The sequence below is a fragment of the Deinococcus betulae genome (assembly GCF_020166395.1).
In the GTDB taxonomy this organism is placed as follows: domain Bacteria; phylum Deinococcota; class Deinococci; order Deinococcales; family Deinococcaceae; genus Deinococcus; species Deinococcus betulae.
This window is the reverse complement of record NZ_JAIQXU010000009.1, coordinates 79,342-101,985: the sequence shown is the minus strand read 5'-3', so window position 1 is coordinate 101,985 and position 22,644 is coordinate 79,342. Positions and strand designations below refer to the sequence as shown.

At 67.5% G+C, this 22,644-nt stretch carries 22 protein-coding genes and 2 tRNA genes; 11 read left to right on the top strand and 13 right to left on the bottom strand.

Annotated elements, in window-relative coordinates:
- The first annotated feature begins 205 nt into the window (after positions 1–205).
- From treZ to K7W42_RS09075, 3 genes are all read left to right on the top strand, one after another.
- Complete coding sequence (gene treZ / locus K7W42_RS09085; protein ID WP_224574088.1) at positions 206–2,026, top strand: malto-oligosyltrehalose trehalohydrolase; 1,821 nt, start codon at positions 206–208, stop codon at positions 2,024–2,026.
- A complete protein-coding gene (treY, locus tag K7W42_RS09080) occupies positions 2,023–4,836 on the top strand; it encodes a malto-oligosyltrehalose synthase (RefSeq protein WP_224574085.1) in 2,814 nt (937 codons plus the stop codon). Before treZ ends, treY begins: the two co-directional genes overlap by 4 nt.
- Before the next feature lie 97 nt (positions 4,837–4,933).
- Positions 4,934–5,623 (top strand): Bax inhibitor-1/YccA family protein, encoded by a 690-nt coding sequence (locus tag K7W42_RS09075; protein WP_224574083.1) that lies wholly within the window; start codon positions 4,934–4,936, stop codon positions 5,621–5,623.
- Between the two features lie 185 nt (positions 5,624–5,808).
- Here the strand turns inward: K7W42_RS09075 and K7W42_RS09070 are convergent, their stop codons facing one another.
- Positions 5,809–6,885: a hypothetical protein gene (locus K7W42_RS09070; RefSeq protein ID WP_224574080.1), complete on the bottom strand. Its 1,077-nt coding sequence runs from the start codon at positions 6,883–6,885 to the stop codon at positions 5,809–5,811.
- 18 nt (positions 6,886–6,903) lie between these two features.
- Positions 6,904–7,656: a metallophosphoesterase family protein gene (locus K7W42_RS09065; RefSeq protein ID WP_224574078.1), complete on the bottom strand. Its 753-nt coding sequence runs from the start codon at positions 7,654–7,656 to the stop codon at positions 6,904–6,906.
- 170 nt (positions 7,657–7,826) lie between these two features.
- On the opposite strand from K7W42_RS09065, the gene K7W42_RS09060 reads away from it, so the two are divergent.
- The 6 genes from K7W42_RS09060 (at position 7,827) to K7W42_RS09035 (ending at position 11,793) form a co-directional block, all read left to right on the top strand.
- Positions 7,827–8,333, top strand: a complete 507-nt coding sequence (locus K7W42_RS09060; RefSeq protein WP_224574075.1) for a GNAT family N-acetyltransferase — start codon at positions 7,827–7,829, stop codon at positions 8,331–8,333.
- A gap of 74 nt (positions 8,334–8,407) precedes the next feature.
- The gene (locus tag K7W42_RS09055) at positions 8,408–8,632 is read left to right on the top strand and encodes a hypothetical protein (protein ID WP_198170607.1); all 225 of its coding nucleotides are present in this window, start codon (positions 8,408–8,410) and stop codon (positions 8,630–8,632) included.
- 257 nt (positions 8,633–8,889) lie between these two features.
- Positions 8,890–9,297, top strand: a complete 408-nt coding sequence (locus K7W42_RS09050; protein WP_224574072.1) for a DoxX family protein — start codon at positions 8,890–8,892, stop codon at positions 9,295–9,297.
- A gap of 9 nt (positions 9,298–9,306) precedes the next feature.
- Positions 9,307–10,476 (top strand): acetyl-CoA C-acetyltransferase, encoded by a 1,170-nt coding sequence (locus K7W42_RS09045; RefSeq protein ID WP_224574069.1) that lies wholly within the window; start codon positions 9,307–9,309, stop codon positions 10,474–10,476.
- 60 nt (positions 10,477–10,536) lie between these two features.
- A complete protein-coding gene (locus K7W42_RS09040; RefSeq protein ID WP_224574067.1) occupies positions 10,537–11,211 on the top strand; it encodes an ankyrin repeat domain-containing protein in 675 nt (224 codons plus the stop codon).
- Between the two features lie 69 nt (positions 11,212–11,280).
- Positions 11,281–11,793, top strand: coding sequence for a hypothetical protein (locus tag K7W42_RS09035; protein ID WP_224574065.1), 513 nt, complete (start codon positions 11,281–11,283; stop codon positions 11,791–11,793).
- Between the two features lie 56 nt (positions 11,794–11,849).
- Here the strand turns inward: K7W42_RS09035 and fabF are convergent, their stop codons facing one another.
- The 9 genes from fabF to K7W42_RS08990 all read right to left on the bottom strand — a co-directional run bounded on the left by fabF (position 11,850) and on the right by K7W42_RS08990 (position 18,898).
- Entirely contained in the window at positions 11,850–13,094 is a 1,245-nt protein-coding gene (fabF, locus tag K7W42_RS09030; protein ID WP_224574063.1) for a beta-ketoacyl-ACP synthase II, read from the bottom strand.
- Positions 13,095–13,196: 102 nt separating this feature from the next.
- Positions 13,197–13,427, bottom strand: a complete 231-nt coding sequence (gene acpP, locus K7W42_RS09025) for an acyl carrier protein (protein ID WP_157459399.1) — start codon at positions 13,425–13,427, stop codon at positions 13,197–13,199.
- Positions 13,428–13,692: 265 nt separating this feature from the next.
- Positions 13,693–14,454, bottom strand: a complete 762-nt coding sequence (gene fabG, locus K7W42_RS09020; RefSeq protein ID WP_157459398.1) for a 3-oxoacyl-[acyl-carrier-protein] reductase — start codon at positions 14,452–14,454, stop codon at positions 13,693–13,695.
- Complete coding sequence (locus K7W42_RS09015) at positions 14,451–14,975, bottom strand: DinB family protein (protein ID WP_224574061.1); 525 nt, start codon at positions 14,973–14,975, stop codon at positions 14,451–14,453. The genes fabG and K7W42_RS09015 overlap by 4 nt, the downstream gene beginning before the upstream one ends.
- Positions 14,972–15,889, bottom strand: coding sequence for an ACP S-malonyltransferase (gene fabD, locus K7W42_RS09010; protein WP_224574059.1), 918 nt, complete (start codon positions 15,887–15,889; stop codon positions 14,972–14,974). The genes K7W42_RS09015 and fabD overlap by 4 nt, the downstream gene beginning before the upstream one ends.
- Entirely contained in the window at positions 15,886–16,944 is a 1,059-nt protein-coding gene (locus K7W42_RS09005) for a beta-ketoacyl-ACP synthase III (protein WP_224574056.1), read from the bottom strand. The genes fabD and K7W42_RS09005 overlap by 4 nt, the downstream gene beginning before the upstream one ends.
- 121 nt (positions 16,945–17,065) lie before the next feature.
- Positions 17,066–18,418: a trigger factor gene (gene tig / locus K7W42_RS09000; protein WP_224574053.1), complete on the bottom strand. Its 1,353-nt coding sequence runs from the start codon at positions 18,416–18,418 to the stop codon at positions 17,066–17,068.
- Between the two features lie 237 nt (positions 18,419–18,655).
- Positions 18,656–18,741 (bottom strand) — tRNA-Leu (locus tag K7W42_RS08995).
- Between the two features lie 80 nt (positions 18,742–18,821).
- Positions 18,822–18,898, bottom strand: a tRNA-His gene (locus tag K7W42_RS08990).
- Positions 18,899–19,003: 105 nt separating this feature from the next.
- Here K7W42_RS08990 and K7W42_RS08985 point away from each other — a divergent pair.
- Entirely contained in the window at positions 19,004–20,146 is a 1,143-nt protein-coding gene (locus tag K7W42_RS08985; protein ID WP_224574051.1) for an acyl-CoA dehydrogenase family protein, read from the top strand.
- Between the two features lie 4 nt (positions 20,147–20,150).
- On the opposite strand, the gene K7W42_RS08980 is transcribed toward K7W42_RS08985, so the two are convergent.
- Entirely contained in the window at positions 20,151–20,987 is an 837-nt protein-coding gene (locus K7W42_RS08980; protein WP_224574048.1) for a DUF72 domain-containing protein, read from the bottom strand.
- Between the two features lie 53 nt (positions 20,988–21,040).
- Positions 21,041–21,466, bottom strand: a complete 426-nt coding sequence (locus K7W42_RS08975; protein WP_224574046.1) for a response regulator — start codon at positions 21,464–21,466, stop codon at positions 21,041–21,043.
- A gap of 294 nt (positions 21,467–21,760) precedes the next feature.
- On the opposite strand from K7W42_RS08975, the gene hisF reads away from it, so the two are divergent.
- Positions 21,761–22,561 (top strand): imidazole glycerol phosphate synthase subunit HisF, encoded by an 801-nt coding sequence (gene hisF, locus K7W42_RS08970; RefSeq protein WP_224574042.1) that lies wholly within the window; start codon positions 21,761–21,763, stop codon positions 22,559–22,561.
- Positions 22,562–22,644: the final 83 nt, after the last annotated feature.

Genomic DNA, 22,644 nt, shown 5'->3' with positions numbered 1-22,644 from the left:
CCGTTCGCCGGGCACTTTCCCGCTACCGAACGAGGCATCTCTGCAACATGCAGTGCGGAAAGACTTCGCTTGAGCTGAACTGTTCCTGTCTCTCAGCGCTGTGGCCTCCCTGTCTTGAGGCTGCTCTCACAGGGAAACCGGGCCTGTTCCTTACCCTGACAGGGTTGCTGTGCCGACAGGTGCAGCGGTTCAAGGAGGGGGCTTCATGACGACCTCAGAGGTGCCGAACACGGCGAGGCAACGCTCCCGGTTGGGCGCACAGTTACTGCCAGATAAACACCGCACGCGCTTTAGGGTGTGGAGTACGCGGGCCAAGGACGTGCAGGTGCGCGTCGGCGGCCAGGACCACCCTCTGCAAGCTCTGCCGGACCACATGTTCGAGGCCGTTCTGCCCGTGGGGGCCGGCACCCGCTACCTGTTCATGCTGGACGGCCTGGCCCTGCCCGACCCCTACGCCCGCTTTCTGCCGGACGGGGTTCACGGCGAGGCCGAGGTGGTGGACCTGGATGCCTACGCCTGGCAGTACCCCAACTGGACCGGCCCGGAACTGGGCGACTGCGTGTTCTACGAACTGCATGTGGGCACCTTTACCCCGCAGGGCACCCTCCGGGCGGCGCAGGACCGCCTGCCCTACCTGCGTGACCTGGGCATAACGGCGGTGCAGGTCATGCCGGTCGCTGCCTTTCCGGGGGGGCGCGGCTGGGGCTACGACGGCGTGGCCATGTACGCCCCCTACGCCCCTTATGGCCGTCCAGAAGACCTGATGGCCTTTGTGGACGCCGCGCACGGCCTGGGACTGGCGGTGTTTTTAGACGTGGTGTATAACCACTTTGGCCCGGACGGCAATTATCTGAGCGCCTACAGCCCTTCGTATTTTACCGACCGCTTTCACACGGCCTGGGGCCAGGGCCTGGACTACGCCGAGGCCCACATGCGCCGCTACATCACCGGCAACGCGCGGATGTGGCTTCAGGATTACCGCTTTGACGGCCTGCGACTGGACGCCACCGCCAGCATGCAGGACGACAGCCCCGAGCACATCCTCTCGGAGCTGGCCCGCGAGGTGCATGCGCTGGGCGGCCACCACCTGATGCTGGCCGAGGACCACCGTAACCTCCCCGACCTGGTGACCGACTCTGGCCTGGACGGCATCTGGGTGGACGACTTTCACCATGAAGTGCGCGTGACCCTGACCGGCGAACATGAGGGGTACTACGGCGGCTACCGGGGCGGCGCGGCCGAACTGGCCCAGCTGCTCAACCGGGGCTGGCTGTACGAGGGCCAGTTCTGGAATGTCACGGGCGAGGAGCACGACCGGGGCCGCCCGGCTGACGGACTGGAGGCCCCCAGCTTCGTGTACTGCATTCAGAACCACGACCAGATTGGCAACCGCGCCCTGGGCGACCGCCTGCAAGACCACGAGGGCGTCACCGTAGCGGAGGTACGCGGGGCCAGCACGCTGCTGCTGTCGCTGCCCATGACGCCGCTGCTGTTTCAGGGCCAGGAATGGATGGCGGGTACGCCCTTTCCCTTTTTCAGCGACCACCACGGCGAACTCGGCCACATGGTCTCGGAGGGCCGGCGCAAGGAGTTCGCGTATTTCTCGGGATTCAGCACCCTGGACGTGCCCGACCCGCAGCAGGAGGCCACCTTTGTCAGCGCCAAGCTGAACTGGGCCGAGCGGGAGGAAGGTGACCACGCCCGCACCCTGGCGCTCTACCGCACGCTGCTGCGGCTGCGGCGCGAGGACCCGGTGCTGGCCTGGCGCTCGCGGCGGGGCCTGTCGGCCGGCACCTTTGGCGTCAGCGGCGCCGAGGCGCAGGGCCTGTGGGTGCGCTGGCAGACCCCGCAGGGCGAGCGGGTCTTGGCCTGGAACCTCACGCCGCAGCCCGTCCCCGCCCATCTGCTGGCGCTGCCGTTTAACCTGCCGGCCGGGGTGCTGCTGCACTCGGAAGGCGACCCGGCCAGACCCACGCCTCTAAGCGACCTGACGCTGCAGCCCGGTGAGGCGGCGCTGTTCGCATGACCAGCCCTGCACCGCACATCCCGCAGGCCACCTACCGCCTGCAACTGCATGCCGGGTTTGACTTCGCGGCGGCGCGCCGGGTTCTGCCGTACCTGAGGCGCCTGGGCATCACGGACATTTACCTCTCGCCCATCTGGACCAGCACGCCGGGCAGTCCTCACGGCTACGACGTCACCGACCACTCGCAGATTAACCCCGAGCTGGGCGGGCTAGCCGGGCTGCGGCGCCTGTCTGCGCGGGCGCGCGAGTTGGGCCTAGGCCTGATTGTGGACTTCGTGCCCAACCACATGGGCATTCAGGGCGGGCACAACCCGTACTGGGAAGACGTGCTGCGCCACGGGCAGGCCAGCCGTTACGCGCACTTCTTCGATATCTCCTGGCACCCCCTCAAGCGGGCGCTGGACGGCAAGGTGCTGCTGCCGGTGCTGGGCGACCAGTACGGCCGGATTCTGGAGCGCGGCGAATTGACGCTGGAGCGGTCCGGCGGCACCTTCTCTCTGCGCTACTGGGAGCGGCGGCTGCCGCTGTCACCGCGCAGTGTGGCGCTGCTGCTGGCCTGGGTGCAGGCGGCGCTGGACCCCGGTGTGGAGACCGCTACGCTGGGCGAACTCGCCAGCATTCGCCGCTCGGTGGACAACCTGCCGCGCAGCACCGAGCCGGCCCTGACCGATACCGACCGCGCCATCCGCGCCCAGGAGGTCGAGGTGATGACCCGGCGTGTGGACGCGCTGCTGGCCAGCAGCCCAGCGGTACGCGCCGCCGCCGACCGAATGCTGGAGGGCGTGAACAGCGACCAGACGCGGCTGGACGCCCTGGTCAGCGAGCAGAACTACCGCCTGGCTTCGTGGAAGGTGGCCGCCGAGGAGATCAATTACCGGCGCTTTTTTGACATCAACGACCTGGCCGCGCTGCGCGTGGAGGACCCGCGCGTCTTTGCCTGGGCGCACGCCACCCTGTTTGACCTGCTGCGCCAGGGCCTCGTGCAGGGGGTGCGGCTGGACCACACCGACGGCCTGTACGACCCCGCCGGTTACTTCCGGGCGCTTCAGGCGGGAGCGGCGCACGCGCTGGGCGTGGACCCCGCTGTGACCCTCACGGGCGAGCGGCCCCTGTACGTGGTGGCCGAAAAGATTCTGGAACCCGGCGAGACACTGCCCGCCAGCTGGGCCGTTCACGGCACCACCGGCTACGACTTTCTGGCGCAGCTGGGCGGCACCTTTGTGGACCAGAGCAGCGAGGAAGAACTGAGTGCCATCTACCGCCGCTTTACCGGCGACCGCACCAGTTACGGCGAGCACCTGTACCGGGGCAAGCACCTGATTCAGCGCGTCAGCCTGCCCGGCGAAGTCAACGTGCTGGCCGAACACCTGGAGCGCCTTTCGGAGGCCGACCTGCGCGCCCGCGACTTCACCCTCAGCACGCTGCGGGCGGCCATCCGCGAAGTCATCGCCAGCTTTCCGGTGTACCGCACCTACCTGCGGCCCGACGGCAGCCGTGAAAGCGGGGACAACGCCAAGATTGAGCGCGCCATCCGCGACGCCGCCGCCCACAACCGCCAGGAGGGCGCCGCGCTGGACCCCAGCGTCTTTGAGTACCTGCAAGCCGTGCTGACCCTGGACGCCCCCGATGAGGCCACCCGCGCCGCCTACGCCGAGTTCGCCCTGAAGTTTCAGCAGCTGACCGGCCCCGTGACGGCCAAAGGCGCCGAGGACACGGCCTTTTACCGCTACAGCCGCCTGGTCGCACTGAACGAGGTGGGCGGCGACCCTGCGCTGTACGGCACGCCGCTGACCACCTTTCACCAGGCCGCCCAGGCCCGTGCCCGCCACTGGCCACACGCCATGCTGGGCGGCAGCACCCACGACACCAAGCGCGGCGAGGACACCCGCGCCCGGATTTGCGTACTGTCCGAGATGCCCCAGACCTGGGCCGCCTACCTGAGCCGCTGGTCGCCCCTGATTCGCAGCCTGGAAACCGACCTGGACCTGGGCCGGGCGCCTACCTCTCTGGACACCTATACGCTGCTGCAAAACGCCCTGGGCGCGTACCCGCTGCGCGGTGACCTGGGGGGCTTTGCCGACCGTCTGAGCGCCTACATGCTCAAAGCGGCCCGCGAAGCCAAGCTGCGCACCAGCTGGGCCGCCCCTGACAGCGAGTACGAGGCCGCGCTGGAACGGCTGGTGCGGGGCCTGCTGGACCACAGTGACTTTCTGGCCTCGCTGCGCGAACTCCACGACCGCATCAGCCCCTATGGCGCGCACAATGGCCTCTCGGCAGCGCTGGTGCGCCTCACCGCCCCCGGCGTGCCCGACACCTATCAGGGCAGTGAGGGCTGGAACCAGAGCTTGGTGGACCCCGACAACCGCCGGCCGGTGGACTACCCGGCCCTGAGCCGCACCCTGGGCCGACTGGAACGCGGCGCCGACCCGGCGCGGTTGCTGGCCGCCTACCCCACAGGCGATGTGAAGGTCATGGTGACGCGCGCCGCCCTGCACGCCCGCGCCGAGCAGCCCGATCTGTTCCGGCACGGCAGTTACGCGCCGCTGGGCGGAGGCCGGCACATGCTGGGCTTCGTGCGCGAACACGCGGGCCAGCGGGCCATCACGGTTGCTCCCCGCCTGACCCTGACCCTGACCCGCGAGCGGGTGCCCTGGGCGGTGGGCGACGTGTGGGGCAACCGGCAACTGAGCCTGCCGGCCGGCACCTACCGCAACGCCCTGACCGGACAGCGCCTGCGTGTGCACGGCGACAAGACCCCGCTGGCCAAGATTCTGGAGGATTTTCCTCTGGCCCTGCTGCTGAGCGAGTAGTCCCGAGTTCTCCGCTCCCGACACGGGGCCCCAAGACTTCAGAATCTTGAGCAAATCTGGGGAACGCGCCGTCGTCTCACCCCGTATTCTGAGGTGTATGCAAACGTACCCCACCACTGCCCATACGACGGACATCGTCCGGACGTTCATGGCCCGCACCTATTCGTGGATGGCGGCCGGCCTGGCGCTAACGGCCGGCGTCGCCTTCCTGACGGCGCAGAACGACGCCCTGGCGTATCAGGTGTACCAACTGCGGATGCCGCTGTTTCTGGCCCAGCTGGCACTGGTGTTTGTGCTGAGCCTGTTTTCCGCCCGGCTGAACAGCGCGGTGGCCGGCGCCCTGTTTATCGGGTACGCCGCGCTGACTGGCCTGACCTTCTCGGGTCTGCTGCTGGCTTACGACGCCAGTGCGGTCACGGCGGCGTTCGCCACCACAGCCGGCACCTTCGGCCTGATGAGCGTGGCCGGCTTTATCATCAAGAAGGACCTGAGTGCGATGGGCCGCTTTTTCATGTTCGCGGTGCTGGGCCTGTTCGTGGCCATGATCGTCAACCTGTTTGTGGCCAGCACGGGCCTGACGCTGATCATCAGCATCGTGGGCGTCTTGCTGTTCGCTGGCCTGACTGCCTACGACACCCAGATGCTGCGCAACATGGCCCTGAGCGGCATTCAGGGCGAGATGGCCGAGCGGGCCGCCATCAACGGCGCCCTGGCGCTGTACCTGGACTTCATCAATATGTTCCTGTTCATCCTGCGTCTGTTCGGGATCGGCAGCAGCCGCGACTAAGCGGTTACCCACAGCCCGCCCCGTGAGCCCAGCGCTCGTGGGGTTCTTTCTTTGCCGTGGCTGGCTCCCGTCTGTCGCGCCAACACAGCGGAACGGGACTGGAGGACACCCTTCACGCCCGTCAGCCTGCTTTCCCTTCGCTTCGTTGGGATCGAACCGCTGCTCCAGGTGATTGAACCCGAGTCTTATCTGGCGTACAGGCTCTGGGCATAGACCGACGCCATGTTGGCTTCGGCGCGCAGGGTGGCGTAGGGCAAGGTGGCCGTCTCAGCACACGCCGCCACCACATGCGGCAGGCCCGAGGGGGTCAGGGCCAGGCCAGTTGCGGTCAGGTGGGCCGTGAAGGAGGGGCCGGCGCTTTGCAGCACCTCCAGACATTCAGGGTCCAGGCGACTGTTCAGGGCCTTCAGGTGCAGCACCTTTTGCCGGGCCGGGGTCAACGTGGGCCAGATGGCGCTGACAGGCACCGGCTGTCCAGTGGCGCGGTCCAGAATCAGCCCTTCGGTGTAGGCATCGGGATAGGCGCCGCCACAGTAGTACGACACCGATTCCTGCACGCTGACTAGCCGCGCGCCCTGCAGCGTCACAGCCGCCCCAAAGTCATAGCCCTCGGTGATTTGCAGGTCTTCAGGCAGGGCGGCGCGGCAGGCCAGGGCCGCCGCCGCGTGCTTCAGCTGCCGGTCTTGCAGGGCGGCATTCAGCCCCGCGCTGGCGCCGGGCAGGCGCGGGTAGGTCAGGCGGCTCAGGGGCTCACGGACGCTGCGGCCATCCGCTGACTTCACCCACGCGCGGTTCAGCTTCAGGAACGCCAGCGGGTCCTCGGCGCGCAGGGCCAGCAACCCAGGCGAGCTGGGCAGGTTGAGGGGCACCTTGCTCAGGTCTGCGCGCGTCAGCCTGACGGCAAGGGCCGCCTTGCCCGGCGCGCGCCAGGTGCCCTGCAATCCGCCGGCTGTAGGAGTCAGGGCGAAGCAGCCCGTGACCACGGCCGGCTCGGCCAGGGCCCGGCGCACCATTTCTTCCAGTATCAGCGTGGCGCCGCTGCGGCGCACCTCCAGCCACAGGTCGAGGTTTCGGCGCTCGTAGAAATACCCACTCTCGCCCGCTGGATTGAGGTGCAGCGCCACGGGTAGACCGCCCACCGTGCCCCGAAAGACGCCTGGCTTGACGCCGACAGGCAGGCCCTCTGTTCCGCCGCAGGTCTGCGCCCCAGCCCACCCCAGGGCCATGACCATTGCCACTGCCGCCCACTGCCGCATTCGCATGGTCCCAGCGTAGCGCGCTTAGCCCACGGCCTCACCGTCGCCGCGCCCGTCCATCGTGCCGGTGCGCAGCAACTTCGCCTCGCCCTCGCCAAAGGGGGTGTGGGCGCAGGACCAGGCCACCGCCGCTTCAATGTCATAGGCCACCGCGTGAAAACTGACCTGCCAGGCGCCGCCCACCTGGTCCAGCCGGGTCCAGCGGGCGCGGGGATCGCCGTCCACCTGATCGCTGACGGCGCCCGCATTAACGACCAGGGTGTCGCCGACCCGTGTCGCCCCGGCCCGGTGGGTGTGCCCGCACAGCACGACCTCGGCCCCCAGAGGCTCAACCAGTGCGCGCAGGTCTCGCGGTTCGCGGGCGCGGTAGAAGCCAGCCGGGTCCCAGACCCACAGCAGGCTTTCCCAGGCACTGTGCGGCGTGCCGTGACAGGCGTAGACAGCGCCGTCCAGGGCGCGGGCTTCCAGTGGCAGGCCCGCAATACGGGTCAGGGCTCCGGGCGGCGTCTGGGCGGCCAGCCACGCCCCGTAAGCCAGAGAGAGCGGCGAGCGCCGCCCACCCGGCCACAGTTTCTCCTCGTTGTTGCCGCGGACCTCTACGGCGCCCCCGGCCGCCAGCTCGGCCTGCAAAGCCAGGGCGCGGGCAGGGTCGGCGCTGCCCTCGGCCTGGTCGCCCAGATTGATGGTCAAGTCAGGCGCATGGCGCTGAATGTCGGCCAGCACTGCTGCCAGGGCAAAAGCGTTGCCATGCACGTCTCCTAGAATCGCTAGCCGCATCAACGAGCAGCGTAGCTCACCCCCGCAAACCTCGGAGAGAACCTAAGTGTCAATGGCCCTGACCTGGCACCAGTGACCCCGGGTCTCACCACAACCACTCTGCACCGGGGCGGCCTGCTGGACTCTGAAACCGCCCACCCTTAGGAGAGCAGAGGGGCTAGAGTGGCCGGGTGGTCTCCCCTGCCCTGACCTTGCGCCCCCGGCAAGACAGTGACCTGCCTGCACTCGCGTCGGCCCTGCGCGCCGTACACGAAGCCCAGGCCTACCCCTCGCTGTGGCCAGATGACCCTCAGGCTTTTGTGGCCGGGCGCGGCGACGGCTGGGTGGCGTGCCTGGGCGGGCACAGCGTGGGGCAGGTAGTGCTTTCTCCTCTGAGCAGTCCGGCCCCCGACTGGCTGGCGGCCGTCACCGTGCCGGGGCCGTATCTGGAGGTCAAACGGCTGTTCGTCACGCCAGCCGCTCAGGGGCTGGGGGTGGCCCGCGCGATGCTGGGGCACGCGGCGGCGCAGGCCCGGCAAGCCGGCGCCCAGGCCATCTTGCAGGTCAACGAGCGCAGCGCCCCGGCCGTTGCCCTGTACCAGCGCGGGGGCTGGGTGCAGCTGGGCAGCGCTCAGGGCGGCTGGCGGGAAGCAGACGGCACCTCGCCGCGCGTGCTGGTGTTCGCCGCGCCCGCTTGAGGCTCGCTTCATCTCTGAACAGCTGTTTACGTCATTCCGGGGTTTCTGTGTGGCCCGCCTGTCAGCCTGAAGCCATGCCAGACAAAGACGACAAGAACAAGGGCCACACCAGCCAGCCCCAGGACTACGACCGCAACAAGAAAGAGGTCCACGAGATCGAGCACGACAACCAGCCTTCGTTCAAAAGCGCCAACGACCGCGAGGCGATGGCCCCCCGCAACAACGACGACGGCCTGAGCGACAAGGAACTGCGCGACCGCGAAGAAGCGCGCCAAGTCCCAGCCACCAAGCAGGGCTAACCTGAGCAGAAAGGAGAAGGAGCCGACGCGCTCCTTCTTTTTTGGTCTAGCAGAAGGATTCGGTCCAAGCCACGCCGTCTCTAGCGCTTGCTCGTTGCCTCTCTGGGCTCCTCTCCGTTGGGGCGCCTCTCTCCACGAGTTCAGCGGACCTGAAGACCACCTAGAAAAGCAGTGGCGGCTCGCCAGAACCCGCGCTGGCCAGCAATCTCCCGCTTGGGTCACGAAACCGAGTCCCCTCGTGTGACAGGTTGAGGGGCATGAACGCCCGCCGAGTCTCTCCTGCGGTGCTGCTGCTGGCCACCGTTTTTATCGTGGCTGGAACGCTGCACTTTCTAGCCCCGAAGCCCTTTGACCGGATCGTGCCGCCGTGGGTGCCCCTCGGGCCACGCGCCGCCACACTGCTGAGTGGCGCGGCCGAGATCCTGGGCGGGCTGGGGCTGCTGCACCCGGCGACCCGGCCAGCGGCCCGCTGGTGGCTGCTGGCCCTGCTAATCGCGGTGTTTCCAGCCAACGTCTACATGGCGCAGGACAGTGACCGGTTTCAGGTCAGCTCGGCGGTGGCCTGGGGCCGCCTGCCCCTACAACCGCTGCTGATGTGGGCTGTCTGGCGGGCAGGCCGGCGGTCACCAGGCCAGTACACCCCGCCTGTGCCTAACGCCCGTTAGACTCCGGGCATGAGCAAACTGGTGATTGTGGCGGCGCGGCGCACGCCGATTGGCAACTTTATGGGCAGTCTGAAAGACGTATCGGCCGCTGACCTGGGCGTCACAGCAGCCAAGGCGGTGCTGGAGGGCGTGGACGGCGCAGACATTGCCGACGTGATTGTGGGCAACGTCCTTCAGGCCGGGCAGGGCATGAACGTGGCCCGCCAGATTGGCATTGGCGCGGGTCTGCCCCACGATGTGCCGGGCCTGACGGTCAACCGGGTGTGTGGCAGCGGCCTGCAAGCCGTGGTCAGCGCGGCGCAGGGCATCCGGGCCGGGGACGGGCAGCTGTATCTGGCCGGCGGCACCGAATCCATGAGCCGCGCACCGTACCTGCTGCCCCGCGCCCGCGAGGGCTACCGCCTGGGCCACGCCCAGGCCCTGGATTCCATCATCAGTGACGGCCTGACCGATGTGTTCGGCGGCTACCACATGGGCGTCACCGCCGAGACCATCGCCGCGCAGTGGCAGCTGAGCCGCGAGGACCAGGACGCTTTCGCCCTGGAGAGTCAGACCCGCGCCGCCGCCGCCCTGGCCGGCAACTTCTTTGCCGACGAACTGGTCAGCGTGGAAGTGCCGGGCAAGAAAGGCCCCACGACTTTTGCCAGCGACGAGTATCCCCGCGCCACCTCGGCCGAAGCGCTGGCGAAGCTGAAACCTGCCTTCAAAAAAGACGGCACCGTGACGGCCGGCAATGCCAGCGGCATCAACGACGGCGCGGCCATGCTGCTGATTGCCAGCGAGGCCTACGCCCAGGCCCATGGCCTGCCGGTGCTGGCTGAGGTCGCCAGTTACGCCGCCATCGGCGTGGACCCCGCCGTCATGGGCATTGGACCCGCCAAGGCGGTGCCGATTGCCCTGGACCGCGCCGGCCTGAGCGTCAGCGACGTGGACCTGTTCGAGCTGAACGAGGCCTTCGCCGCGCAGTCGCTGGCCGTGGTGCGCGACCTGGGGGCCGACCCCGCGCGGGTAAACGTGACGGGCGGCGCGGTGGCGCTGGGCCACCCCATCGGCGCCAGCGGGGCGCGCGTGCTGGTCACCCTGATTCACCAGCTGCGGCGCCTGGGCAAGGAAACCGGCGTGGCCAGCCTGTGCATCGGCGGCGGCATGGGCATTGCCGTGGTGGTGCGCGCCCAGTAACCCTGTGCTTCTCAGGCGGCCCCGCTTGGTCTTGACCGGGCGGGCCGTTAGCCTTGATCCATGACTGACCACGCCCCCACCGACCAGGAAGCGGCCCTGTTTCTGGCCATCAAGACCCAGGACGCCGCGCTGCTGCGTGAGCTGGTGCGCGCTGACCCGGCGCTGCTGACAGCCGCCAGTCCCATGGGTGTCTCGCCGGTGCTGTTCGCCACCTATTACGGCCGCCACGAGATGGCGCTGGTGCTGCTAGAGGAAGGCGCGCCGCTGACGGTGTTCGAGGCGGCGGCGGTGGGCAACGTCCCAGCGCTGCAAAACGCCCTGGACGCCGACCCCGAGGCCGCCCACCGGGTCAGTCCCGACGGCTTTTCGCCGCTGGGGCTGGCCGCATTTTTTGGCCGCGCCGAGGCCGCTGAGCTGCTGCTGACGCGCGGCGCCGACGTGAACGCTGTCAGTCAGAACGCTATGCGGGTCCAGCCGCTGCATTCGGCGGTGGCGGGACGCCACGCGGCCCTGGCCCGCGCGCTCGTCATGGCCGGGGCCGACGTGAACGCCGCGCAGCAGGATGACTTCACGCCCCTGATGGCCGCTGCCCAGAACGGGGACAGTGAGCTGGTGGCCTTCTTGCAGTCACACGGGGCCGACGCTGGGGTCACCACCGCCGATGGCCGCCGGGCCGCCGACTTTGCGCGCGAGGAAGGGCACGCGGCCCTGGCCGGGCGCCTGGCAGATTCCTGAAGATTCCTGCCGGAGTGCCTCAAGAAAGCCCGAAGGCAGGGGCAAGCGCCACAGGCGCACACTGGACGCATGAGCAACGACCGCCATGATCCCCCAAGCGAGCTGGCTGGCACGAACGTGCAGACCGGCTTCGAGACCCCTGACCCCAAGGACCATGCCCAGACGGTCTACACCACCACGCCGGCCGACGATCACGTCAGCAGCGCAGACGAGGGCAAGTACGTGCCCGTGGAGGTGCCCAGCGCGCGTGAAGTCACGGGACAATTTGACCACCTGGCCACGCGCGACGTGGTGGCCATGGAACACGAACCCCAGGACGCTGAATTTGCCGGCGCCCAGACGGTCGCAGGCCTGGGCGGCGAGAATCTAGACGCCTTGGTGCCTTCCTCTGGCCTGGGCATCAACGCTTCGACCGCCACGGCCACCGAAGCTCGCCTGAGCAGCATTGACCCCAACCCCGGCTACACGCCCCCCAGCGAGAAAGGCCCGCCCCACGTCAGCCAGCGCCCTGGCGACCTGCCTTCCGGCGAGACCAGCGAGTTACAGCATCAGGTGCACGGCGACGGTGACCGAGGCCTCTAAAGCCAGAACAGCACCGCCGCGCCCAGGTCGATCACTGGGCGCGGCTTTCTTGGTCCTTACACCCGCTTGAACAGCAGGGCCGCGTTCTGGCCGCCAAAGGCAAACGAGTTGCTTAGGGCGTACTCCACCTGGGCCTCGCGGGCCCCCTCGGGGATGTAATCCAGGTCCAGCGCGGGGTCTGGGTCGGTTAGGTTAATGGTGGGCGGCAAAATCCCATCTTTCAGGGCCTGCGCCACCGCAATCGCCTCAATGGCTCCCGCCGCGCCCAGCAGATGCCCGGTCATGCTCTTGGTGGAGCTGATGGCCAGTTTGGCCGCCTGATCGCCAAACACCGCCTTGATACCCTGGGTTTCGTGCAGGTCATTAAAGTATGTGCTGGTGCCGTGCGCGTTGATGTAGCCCACCTGATCAGGGTTTACGCCAGCGGTGGCCAGGGCCATACGCATGGCGACCTGGGCCCCCCGGCCTTCGGGCGCCGGCATGGTGATGTGGTAGGCGTCCGCGCTGGTGCCGTAACCCACCACCTCGGCGTAGATGGTCGCGCCGCGCGCCTTGGCCTTCTCGTACTCTTCAAGGATCACCACGCCCGCACCCTCGCCCAGCACGAAGCCGTCGCGGGTGGCGGAAAAGGGCCGGCTGGCAAGTTCGGGTTCGTCGTTGCGGGTGGACAGAGCCTTCATGTTGGAAAAGCCGCCGATGGCAATCGGCGTGATGGCCGCCTCGCTGCCGCCCGCAATCATGGTGTCGGCCAGGCCCAGTTGGATGTAGCGCGCCGCGTCGCCAATCGCGCCCGTGCCCGTGGCGCAGGCCGTGACCACCGTGCTGCTGGGGCCAGTGGCGCCGTACTGCATCGCCACATGCCCGGTGGCCATGTTGGCAATCTGCATGGGAATGAACATGGGGCTGATGCGCCCCGCGCCACGCGAATGCAGAATCCCGGCCTGGTCTTCAAAGGTCTTGACGCCGCCAATGCCGCTGCCCAGCAGGGTGCCGGTGCGTTCACCACGCAGTTCTTCTTCACTGAGCCCACTGTCCTGCACCGCCAGCGCCGCGCCAGCCAGGGCCAGCTGCACGTAGCGGTCAAGTTTGCGGGCCTCACGGGGGTCGACATAGGCCGCAAGGTCACCCTTGACCTCTCCGGCAATCTTGCTGGCCACGTCGGCCGGGTCAAAGCGCGTGATGGTCGCAATGCCGCTTTGGCCCGCGCGCTGGGCCTCTGCAAAGGCGCCCGCCCCCACCCCAATGGGCGTGACCGGTCCCAGCCCTGTAATCACCACCCGCTTGAGTCCTGAAACGCCCATCTGTGTGCCTCCTGATGAATCGGAGGCGGGAAACGGCACCCAAGCGCCGCGTCCCGCCTCACGTCCTCGCTGCTTGTCCCTGTTCAGGGAAAACAGGCGGGTTTACTGCTTGCTTTCGATGTACTCGACGGCTTTTTGCACCGTACGGATGCCCTCGGCGTCCTCGTCACTGATCGTAATCCCGAACTTGTCTTCCAGGCCCATGATCAGTTCCACGGTTTCCAGGCTGTCGGCGCCCAGGTCTTCCACAAAGCGCGCCTCGGGGCTTACCTTGTCGGCGTCCACACCCAGCTTGTCCACAATCACGTCTTTCACATCGTCAAAAGTCGCCATAAATTCATACCTCCTGCGTGCTGAAGTCTGCGCCAGTCTACACGTGGCGCGTCAAAAGGGGCCGGGGCTTTGAACGGAGTTCAAGGGAAGAGGGGTCAACAGGAAGAGGCAGTGGCTGGCCCGGCCCGGCCCTGACGGTCAATCCCGGTACACCAGAGGGCTTTCTGGCCGTCCTCGACGTAATTCTGAGGTATTGAAACGGCAAACGTCATCTTTGAAGCCGTCCTCTGGCCCTTCTCCATCAATCCTTCACTGTTCCATATGCTCAGTGGGGATTCAGGCCGCCGTCCACCCCGATCGTCTGCCCCGTGATGTACGCGGCGCCGTCGCTGGCCAGAAAAGCCACCAGGGACGCGACCTCTTCGGGCTGACCAAAGCGGGACAGGGGGATGCTGCCCAGGTACGCCTGCTGCACGTTGTCCGGCAGCTGCGCCGTCATGTCGCTCTGGATAAAGCCAGGGGCGATGGCGTTCACAGTAATGCCGCGCCCGCCGTACTCCTTGGCCAGCGCCTTGGTCAGGCCAATCAGGCCCGCCTTGCTGGCCACGTAGTTGGCCTGTCCCGGATTGCCCGTCAGGCCCACCACCGACGCCACATTGATAATCCGCCCGGCCCGCGCCCGCATCATGTGTTTAATGGCAGCGCGGCAGGCCACAAAGGCGCTGGAAAGGTTGGTCTGCAGCACCACGTCCCAGTCCTCGTCTTTCATGCGAATGGCCAGCGTATCGCGGGTGATGCCGGCGTTGTTGACCAGCACGTCCAGTCGGCCCATCTCCTTGATCACCGTTTCGACCAGTGTGCCAGCGTTGGCGGGGACGGTCAGGTCGGCGCCGTAGACCTCGGCGCGGGCGCCACTCTGACGGGCCTCGGCGGCCACCGCCTCGGCCTCAGCAGCATTGCGGCCGTAATGCACAGCCACGTCAAAGCCGGCACGGGCCAGGCCCAGGGCCATAGCGCGGCCAAGCCCCCGGCTGCTGCCCGTGACCAGGGCGACTTTGCGGGAAGGCGGGGTAGACAGGTCGGTCATAGAGGCTCCTGTGCGGTCAGGCCGCGAAGATGATGTTCGTTGTGGTACAGCGTAAAGAGGAGCATCTCACGCACACTCAGCTCTCCCAGCACCGGGTGGGGCAGGGTGGCCGTGTCCAGTTCAGCCTCGTTCACATAGGCCATAAGGTGATGGGCCAGCAAGTCGACGGACTGGCGGTACTGGTCTAGCTGCTCATACTGCGCGCCATGCGGCTGCGGCACAAAGCGGCCTGTGGCCTTGACGCCCTGCTCACGCAAGCGCCGCAGGTACTCGTCTCTGAGGGTGTCGTAGGCTTGCCCTGGCGTCCCTACCGGGCGGGTCCCCCACCCGAAACGGTCCCGCGGCATGGACAGCGCCATCGCCAGCACTTTATGCGACCGGGTCAGGTGGTCCAGGTGATGAGCGGGCGACCACTGGTCAGCTCTCCCACGGGAGAAAGCTTCCGTCTCCAGGGCTTCAACAACCGCCGCCACTTCCTCGGTGCGCGCCGCCAGAGCCTGCCGCAGCTCGTCGCGGCTCACAGAGAAAAGCTCTGGACCTGCTCCACCGTGCCCACGTTGAGCGTACGGGCGCCCGGCAGAATGCGCCCCACCAGACCAGTCAGAACCTTACCAGGGCCAAACTCGATAAAGACCTCGGCCCCGGCCGCCGCCAGCGCCTCAATCGTCTCGACCCAGCGCACAGCACCCGTGATCTGCCGGGTCAGCAAGTCTGGCAGCGGGGCCGCGTCGGTAGTGGGCTGAGCGGTCACGTTGGCGTACACCGGAAAAGCCGGCGGCGCGTACCGGACGGTGTGTAGGGCGGGCGCCAGGCCCTGCGCCGCCGGGTCCATCAGGGTGCAGTGAAAGGGCGCGCTGACCTTGAGCGGAATGGCTTTCAGGCCGCGCGCCTTCAGCTCGGCGCCGGCCGCCTCGACAGCCGCCCTGGTCCCCGAAATCACGGTCTGGGTGGGGGCATTGAAGTTGGCAGGCTGCACCCCAGCGTGTGCGGCGCAGACCTCCTGCACCACAGCCGGGTCGCCCATCACGGCGCTCATGGCGCCCTCGCCCACGGGCACCGCCGCCTGCATCAGCTCGCCTCGCTGACGGGTCAGGCGCAGGGCGTCTCCCAGACTCAGGGCGTCGGCCGCCACGAGCGCGGAATACTCGCCCAGCGAGTGCCCCGCCGCGAAGGCAGGGGTCAGGCCGGTGTGGGCCCGCCACGCCCGGTAGGCCGCCACCGACGCCGCCACCAGGGCCGGCTGCTGGTTGGCGGTCAGGGTCAGGTCGTCCAGCGGCCCGGTTTCTATCAGGGCGCGCAGGCCGGGCAGCACCGCGTCAGCCTGGGCGTAGACCTCGGCCGCCTCGGGGAAGGTGGCGGCCAGGTCAGCCCCCATGCCCACGGCGTGCGACCCCTGGCCCGGAAAGAGGGCGGCGATTCTCACGTCTGGCGTCATGCCCAGGCCCCCACTTCTTCAGGGGTGCGGGAATGCAGGCTGGGCGCCCCTGCCCACCACTTCATGGTGCCGGCCACCCACGACAGGCCGCCGCCGAAGGCAATCAGCAGCAGCTGCTGACCGTCCTGAATGCGGCCGTCGTCAATGGCCTCTCGCATCACCAGCGGCACCGTGGCCGAACTGGTGTTGCCGTAGCGGTCCAGGTTCACGGTGGCCTTGCTCATGGGCAGGCCAAAACGCTCCATCGCGGCCTCGATAATGCGCACGTTGGCCTGATGGGGAATCACCCAGTCCACGTCGGCACTCGTCAGGCCGCTCTTGGCCAGCGCCTGGGTGCCGCTTTCACCCAGCACCCGCACGGCGAACTTGAACACCTCACGGCCGTTCATGCCGACCGACTGGGACATCTCAAAGCCGCCCGGCAGGCGCGGCGCCACGCAGCGCAGGTACAGGCTGGCACCCCCATTGCCATCGGCCCCCAGCACAAATTCCTGAAAGCCGTAGCCGTCAGGCACCGGCCCGACCACCGCCGCGCCCGCGCCGTCCCCAAACAGAATGGCGGTGTTGCGGTCGTTCGGATCCACGATTTTGCTCAGGGCCTCGGCGCCCACCACCAGGACGCGCCGGGCGCTGCCCGCCAGGATCAGGCCCTGGGCCACGCTCAGGCCGTACACAAAGCCGCTGCACGCGGTACTCAGGTCAAAGGCCGCCGCGCCCACCAGGCCCACCTGCATGGCAATGAGGGCGGCCGTAGAGGGCATCAGGGCGTCGGGGCTGACGGTGGCGCAGATCACGGCGTCCACCTCGCGCAGGGCGTCCGGGTCACGCCGCAGCAAGTCGCGCACGGCCAGCACGCCCAGGTCGCTGGTGTACTGGTCGGGCCCAGCAAAGCGCCGCTCGCGGATGCCGGTGCGCGACTCGATCCACTCGGCCGTCGTGTCCATGCGGGTTTCGAATTCACTGTTGGGCACCACGCGTTCGGGGGCGTAGGTGCCCAGCGCCGTGACGCCCAGACTGGGCCGGGCCGTCAGGGCCGAGACAGAAGGATCACTCATGTCACCCACCGTAACATTCTTTGAACGCCTGTTCAATGAATCGAGTTCAGAGTTTGTGGGAAGGACCAAAAGAAACCGGGGAAGCGCCACCTGCACGCTTCCCCGGTCCGGCCACAGCCGCTTAGCTTTCGGTGATGTCCGCCTGCTCGGTCGCCTCGGTGCTGGCCGATTCAGGTGCAGTCGGCTCGGCGCTGTCTTCAGCCGTGTTGGCTTGGGCGGTGCTGGCCTGCTCGCTCTGGCCACCGGCCAGCTGCGTCATGGCCTGCTGAAGGCCCTTCTCGCGGGTCAGGCTGATGTAGTACGAGTTGATGCCATTCGGCCCCAGCTGCTTGCTCAACTCGGCGGCGCTCAGGCCGTTGGCCTGCGCCAGCGCGTTCATGGTCTGGTTGAACTCGGCGTCGCTGACCTGAACTTTCAGGTCCTCGGCCAGGCGCTCCAGTACCAGGTCGCGCTTCACGCGGGTCTCGGCGTTCTTGCCCAAGTCGGCCAGGAAGTCGTCCAGCTTGCCCTGCTCCTGCATGAAGCTCTCGTACTCGTCCCACTTGACGCCCTGGCGGCCCAGGTCGTCCTTGATTTCTTCCATCATAGACTCGCGGCGGCGGTCCAGCAGCGCCTGGGGAATATCGGCTTCCATGCCTTCCACCAGCGCCGTGATGAACTCTTCGCGGCGGCCAGCGTCGCCTTCCTGCTGCGCGCGGCGCTCCAGCTCGGCCTTCAGGTCGGTGCGCAGACGCTCCAGCGAATCAAAGTTCAGGCTGCTGGCGAACTCGTCGTTCAGCTCCTGCAGCTGCTTGGTCTTCACGTCCACCACCGTGACCGTGACCGTGTGCTCGGGGTGTTCATGGTCGCCGTGGCTGTGCGCGGGCACCGTGATGGTCACGGTGTCGCCCTTGGTCTTGCCCAGCAGGGCGTCACGCACATGCGCCTCGGCCACGTCGAGGTAGACGGGGTAGCTGCCGCCGTCCTCGCCCTCTTCTTCGATGGTGACCTGATCGCTGGCCTCGATGGGACGCTCGGCACTCTCGAAGGTGGCGTTGCGCTCGCGCAGGTCGCTGAGGGTGCGCTCCAGGACCTCGTCGGTAATTTCAGGAGCGGCGGCGCTGAGCTGCAGCCCGCTCCAGTCGGCCAGTTTGACTTCAGGGTAGGTTTCGCCCTTGACCATGAATTCAAAGGACTGACCGCTTTGCAGGGTCTGGGGGTCAATGGTGGCGTCCACCAGGCTCAGCTTCAGTTCGCGGGCGGCCTGGGTGTAGTGGGTCTGCAGCAGGCGGTCACGCACTTCCTGCTCGACGTAGCCCTTGCCCACGCGGCCTTCGATGACCTTGCGCGGCGCCTTGCCGGGGCGGAAGCCAGGCACGCGCACGTCGCGCGCCAGGCCGGCCCACACCTGGTCATATGCACGGTTCACTTCGGCGGCGGGCACCGTGACCTTGAATTCCACCTTGTTGCCTTCTCTGCTCATCAGCTCTGCCATTGGGTCTCCCGTCTGCGCCGCGTTCCGGCTGCCCAGACCCTCCTCCAGCTGGACGGAGGGCACCAGGCAGGGCCGGCAGGCGCATTACCTCTTGATTCTTCTGCCGTGCCGCGGCCATGCCCAGGGGAGGGACAGGCGCGCGGCATGCCGCCGAGCATCATAGTGCATTTGCAGCGGCAGGCGCAGACAGAGGCGCGGCCCTGAACAAAGGAGTTCAGGGCCGCCTCTTTTGCTGTGTGGTGCGAGGAAAGGGACTTGAACCCTCACTCCCTACGGGAACCAGATCCTAAGTCTGGTGCGTCTACCAATTCCGCCATCCCCGCACACGGTTGCCTGCCTGACACTTGTGGGTACCTGCTGAAGAAAGCGCCGGCCCCAGGCGCGAAACCTGGGGCCGGGCGGCTGGGGTGGATTATGGGATTTGAACCCACGACCTCCGCTTCCACAGAGCGGCGCTCTAACCGACTGAGCTAAACCCACCGCGCGCCCACGTCTTGCAGGCCCACACAGCTTAATGGGGAGGGCGCAGGGTGTCAATGGCTGCCGGCCGGTGGCCCTGGCCAGCAGGTCTACACTGGGCCGCACATGGACTTCGAGCTGCCCAGCGACCTGCGCGAGTTGCAGGCGACCATCCGCGACTTCATGCTGCGCCGGGTCGAGGCCCGCGCCCACGAGATCGAGGCCGACAACCGCGTGCCGCAGGAGCTGCTGCGCGAAGCCGCCGCACTGGGCCTGTTTGGCCTGAGCATTCCAGAAGAGTACGGCGGCGCCGGCCTGAACACCCTGGGCCGCTGCGCCGCCTACGAGGCGCTGGGCCAGGGCCATATGGGCTTTGGCGGGGTCATCAGCGCGCATGCCAGCATCGGCACGGGCGGGCTGGTGCGCCTGGGGACACCAGAGCAAAAAGCGCGGTTTTTGCCCCGCATGGCCAGTGGCGAGTGCCTTGCCGGCTTTGCCCTGACCGAGCCCAGCAGCGGCTCGGACGCCGCCAGCATCCGCACCCGCGCCCAGAAGCGGGGCGACACCTACGTCCTGAACGGCACCAAGCACTACATCAGCAACGCGCCCACTGCGGGCCTGCTGACCGTTATCGCCGTCACGGACCCCGACCAGGGCACGCGCGGCATGAGCGCTTTTCTGGTCGAGCCGCACGCCACGCCGGGGGTCAGCATCGGCAAAATTGACGAGAAGATGGGCCAGAAGGGCGCCCTGAGCGCCGAGGTCATCTTTCAGGACGCCGAAGTCCCGGCCGCCAACCTGCTGGGCCCCGAACATCAGGGCTACCGTGAGGCACTGGGCATCCTGACCGCGGGCCGGGTGGGCATTGCCGCGCGCGCCACCGGGGCCATGGCGCGCCTGCTGGCCCTCTCGGTGGCGCACGCCCAGACCCGCGAGCAGTTTGGCCAGCCGATCGCCAACTTTCAGGCGGTGCAGTTCATGCTGGCCGAGATGGACATTGCCGTGCAGACCAGCCGCGTGCTGTGGCAGAAGGTGGCCTGGCTGGCCGACCAGGGCCAGGACGTGCGCCGCATGGCGAGCGTGGCCAAGTACCACGCCACCGAGGCCCTGTCGAAAGTGGCCGATCAAGCGGTGCAGGTGGCCGGCGGCATGGGCTACATGAAAGACTCGCCCTTAGAGCGCTTTTACCGCGACCAACGCCTGCTGCGCATCTATGAAGGCACCAGCGAAATTCAGAAGCTGATTATCGCCCGCGACCTGCTGGCATGAGGCCTTAAAGCAGCCGGTCCTCGCCTGAGCGCTGCGCTGGGTCGGGTGTTGCCACCGGCACGCCGTGGGCGTTCAGGGCCTCGCGCAGCACCGGAATGTTTTTCAGGGCGTGGCCTTTGGTGGTGTTCTCGAAAAAGATGTACAGCTCCGAGAGGTCTTCGGCCACCAGGGCAATCTTTTGCGCCCACTCGTCCAGTTCAGCGCGGCTGTAGCGGTAGTCGTGGCGCTCGGCGGCGCTTTGCCCTTCCCACCAGCTGCCGGCGTTGCGGCCGTGCAGGCGCAAGTAGCCCACGTCGCCCGTGGCGTGCAGCTGCGGCTCGGGCAGGCCGCCCGCCGGTGGGTAATCGGGGCTGACCCACAACAGGCCGTGTTCGGCCATGCCTTCACGCACCTCGGGTTTGTCCCATTCGGTGTGCCGGAACTCGACGGCCAGTTCGTGCCCGGCAAAGCGCTCGGCTAGGCCCAGCAGGTATTTGCGGTTGGCCGCCGTGCGGTGAAAGGAATAGGGAAACTGCGCCAGATACGGCCCCATAAGCCCGGCCTCGCGCAGCGGCTCTGGGCTTTGCAGCATCCGGTCAAAGTCGGCGTCGGTGGGAGCGCGGTCGTGGGTAAAGACCTTGTTCAGCTTCACGGCAAAGCGGGTGTGACCGCCACTTTTGCGCGCCATGCCCTCAAAGGCCTTCAGCCCCGGAATGGCGTAGAAGGGACTGTTCAGCTCCACGGCGTCAAAGTGCGCGGCGTAGGTCGCCAGATAGTCGTCCTTGCGCACGCCTTCGTACAGCAGGCCAGGCGCGGCCCAGTCCTCGTTGCTGTACCCTCCACAGCCGATATACACACGCATAGCGTCAGGGTACGGGGTGGCGCCGGCAGACTGCCGGAAGTCTGAATGTTTGGTCAGGAGGGCCGGGGCACGCGGTTGAGCGTGGTCCAGAACGCCTGAATGGTGCGCAGGGCTTCCCGGAACTGCGTGAAGTCCAGCGGCTTGACCACGTAGCCGCTGGCGCCGTGGGCATACGACTCGCGGATGTCGCGGCCTTCGCCGCTGGTCGTGAGCATCACCACGGGCAGCGTTTCCAGGCCCGGTTCAGCGCGGATGGCGTCGAGCACCGCCAGGCCGTCCATCTGGGGCATCTTCAGGTCTAGCAGCACGAGGTCGGGCAGGGCGCCCTCGGTGCGGGCCCGGCGCAGCAGCCTCAGGGCTTCCTGGCCCCCCAGGGCCACACTCACCTGTGCGGGCGCCGTCTCCGTGTCCCCCAGGGCCGTCAGGGCCAGCTCGACATCGTTGGCGTTGTCGTCAATCAGCAGAATATGGCGGCTCACAAAACCCCCCAAACAACAGCTTTGAGTTGGAGCGGAATGCGCCGCCGACCAGGCAGAAGACGAGCGCAGTATCCACCGCAGAGAAGAAGAAAAGGAAAATGGTGGTGGCGTGAACAGCGGCAGGTCCACAAGGGAAAGCGGCCTGTGACCCAGAGTCTAGCAAAGACCATGAGGAAGCGTTAAAGATTGTTTAAGAAAGAGTGGTCCAGCGCTGCTGGATTCACGCCGCATGTGGGGGGCGTCTTCTTGACAGGCCCGGTCCGGGGCGCCGCCGCGCCGCGTAAACTGGTCCGCATGTTGACCAAGCGCATTATCCCCTGCCTGGACGTGCAAAACGGGCGGGTGGTCAAGAATGTCCGTTTTTTTGAGAACCACCGCGACGCCGGGGACCCCCTGGCGCTAGCCCAGGCCTACGAGGCGCAGCAGGCCGACGAACTGGTGTTCTACGACATCACCGCCACCCATGAGGGCCGCAGCCTGATGCTGGACGTGGCCGCGCGGGTCGCCGAGCAGGTCATGATGCCGCTGACGGTGGGCGGCGGCGTGAACCACCTCTCGGATTTCCGGCAGTTGCTCCTGGCTGGGGCCGACAAAATCAGCGTGAACAGCGGGGCCATCACCCGCCCCGACCTCATCCGGGAAGCCAGCGACCACCACGGCGCGCAGTGCGTGATGCTGAGTATTGACGCCAAGCGGCGTCCCGGCGGCGGCTGGAACGTCTACCGCGCGGGCGGACGGGTGGATACGGGGCTGGACCTGCTGGAGTGGGCCGCGCGTGGGCAGGCGCTGGGCGCGGGCGAGCTGTGCCTGAACATCATGGACGCCGACGGCACCCGCGCCGGCTTTGACCTGGAGGCCACCCGCGCCGTGGCCCGCGCCGTGGACATTCCTGTGATTGCCTCAGGCGGGGCGGGCCGCTTGGAGGACTTCCGGGACGTGCTGAGCGGCGGCCCAGCGGGCGGCCACGCCGACGCCGCCCTCGCCGCCAGCGTCTTTCATTTCGGCGAGCTGACGGTGCCGCAGGTCAAGACGTACCTGAAGGGTGAAGGGCTGGCTGTACGCCCGGAATGGCGAGAAGGGAGTGGTCAGTGGTGAGTGGGCGGAGGCCGTTAGCTTTTCCTCACTGCTCATACGGATTCCGTTTGTTTCGTTAACAAATCGGGAAGACGCCGATTTGC

Excerpts from the sequence above, each read along its gene's own strand:
- tig (WP_224574053.1), bottom strand. The coding sequence starts at position 18,418 with ATGGCAGAGCTGATGAGCAGAGAAGGCAACAAGGTGGAATTCAAGGTC.
- K7W42_RS09075 (WP_224574083.1), top strand. The coding sequence starts at position 4,934 with ATGCAAACGTACCCCACCACTGCCCATACGACGGACATCGTCCGGACG.
- acpP (WP_157459399.1), bottom strand. The coding sequence starts at position 13,427 with ATGGCGACTTTTGACGATGTGAAAGACGTGATTGTGGACAAGCTGGGT.
- K7W42_RS08985 (WP_224574051.1), top strand. The coding sequence starts at position 19,004 with ATGGACTTCGAGCTGCCCAGCGACCTGCGCGAGTTGCAGGCGACCATC.
- K7W42_RS09005 (WP_224574056.1), bottom strand. The coding sequence starts at position 16,944 with ATGAGTGATCCTTCTGTCTCGGCCCTGACGGCCCGGCCCAGTCTGGGC.
- K7W42_RS09040 (WP_224574067.1), top strand. The coding sequence starts at position 10,537 with ATGACTGACCACGCCCCCACCGACCAGGAAGCGGCCCTGTTTCTGGCC.
- K7W42_RS09065 (WP_224574078.1), bottom strand. The coding sequence starts at position 7,656 with ATGCGGCTAGCGATTCTAGGAGACGTGCATGGCAACGCTTTTGCCCTG.
- K7W42_RS09055 (WP_198170607.1), top strand. The coding sequence starts at position 8,408 with ATGCCAGACAAAGACGACAAGAACAAGGGCCACACCAGCCAGCCCCAG.
- K7W42_RS09045 (WP_224574069.1), top strand. The coding sequence starts at position 9,307 with ATGAGCAAACTGGTGATTGTGGCGGCGCGGCGCACGCCGATTGGCAAC.
- fabD (WP_224574059.1), bottom strand. The coding sequence starts at position 15,889 with ATGACGCCAGACGTGAGAATCGCCGCCCTCTTTCCGGGCCAGGGGTCG.
- K7W42_RS09050 (WP_224574072.1), top strand. The coding sequence starts at position 8,890 with ATGAACGCCCGCCGAGTCTCTCCTGCGGTGCTGCTGCTGGCCACCGTT.
- hisF (WP_224574042.1), top strand. The coding sequence starts at position 21,761 with ATGTTGACCAAGCGCATTATCCCCTGCCTGGACGTGCAAAACGGGCGG.
- K7W42_RS09035 (WP_224574065.1), top strand. The coding sequence starts at position 11,281 with ATGAGCAACGACCGCCATGATCCCCCAAGCGAGCTGGCTGGCACGAAC.
- fabF (WP_224574063.1), bottom strand. The coding sequence starts at position 13,094 with ATGGGCGTTTCAGGACTCAAGCGGGTGGTGATTACAGGGCTGGGACCG.
- fabG (WP_157459398.1), bottom strand. The coding sequence starts at position 14,454 with ATGACCGACCTGTCTACCCCGCCTTCCCGCAAAGTCGCCCTGGTCACG.
- K7W42_RS08980 (WP_224574048.1), bottom strand. The coding sequence starts at position 20,987 with ATGCGTGTGTATATCGGCTGTGGAGGGTACAGCAACGAGGACTGGGCC.
- K7W42_RS09070 (WP_224574080.1), bottom strand. The coding sequence starts at position 6,885 with ATGCGAATGCGGCAGTGGGCGGCAGTGGCAATGGTCATGGCCCTGGGG.
- treY (WP_224574085.1), top strand. The coding sequence starts at position 2,023 with ATGACCAGCCCTGCACCGCACATCCCGCAGGCCACCTACCGCCTGCAA.
- treZ (WP_224574088.1), top strand. The coding sequence starts at position 206 with ATGACGACCTCAGAGGTGCCGAACACGGCGAGGCAACGCTCCCGGTTG.